This window comes from Paenibacillus sinensis, assembly GCF_019904155.1.
Taxonomy (GTDB): Bacteria; Bacillota; Bacilli; order Paenibacillales; family Paenibacillaceae; genus Paenibacillus_AQ; species Paenibacillus_AQ sinensis.
Window position 1 is genome coordinate 1 of the sequence record NZ_JAHCMB010000195.1, and the last position, 269, is coordinate 269.

Here is a 269-nt window from a genome sequence, read left to right on the forward strand (position 1 = left end):
AAATTTCACTTGATCTTGAAACGTTACAGCAGCAAGTTCTCCCTTGGAATCAATAAAATTTAAAATCAAGTAATGATTTTTTTTGCCGTCTTTCTTTTTCGTACCAATGCCGGACATTCCACCCACGATAGTGCCTAATCCAGGTACAATTATGGTTCCAATTAAGGCACGACCAACAACGCTCTTACTTTTCTCAATCAATTCTTGTTCAGTGATTGCTACAGCAGCTCGCATACGTTCCAGCGGAATCTCAAATTTTTGAGTCCCTG

At 39.4% G+C, this 269-nt stretch carries 1 pseudogene; it reads right to left on the reverse strand.

Features of this window, described 5'->3' with window-relative positions:
• Positions 1-234: pseudogene (locus KIH86_RS24415) on the reverse strand (hypothetical protein); the annotation flags it as partial.
• Between the last annotated feature and the right edge of the window lie 35 nt (positions 235-269).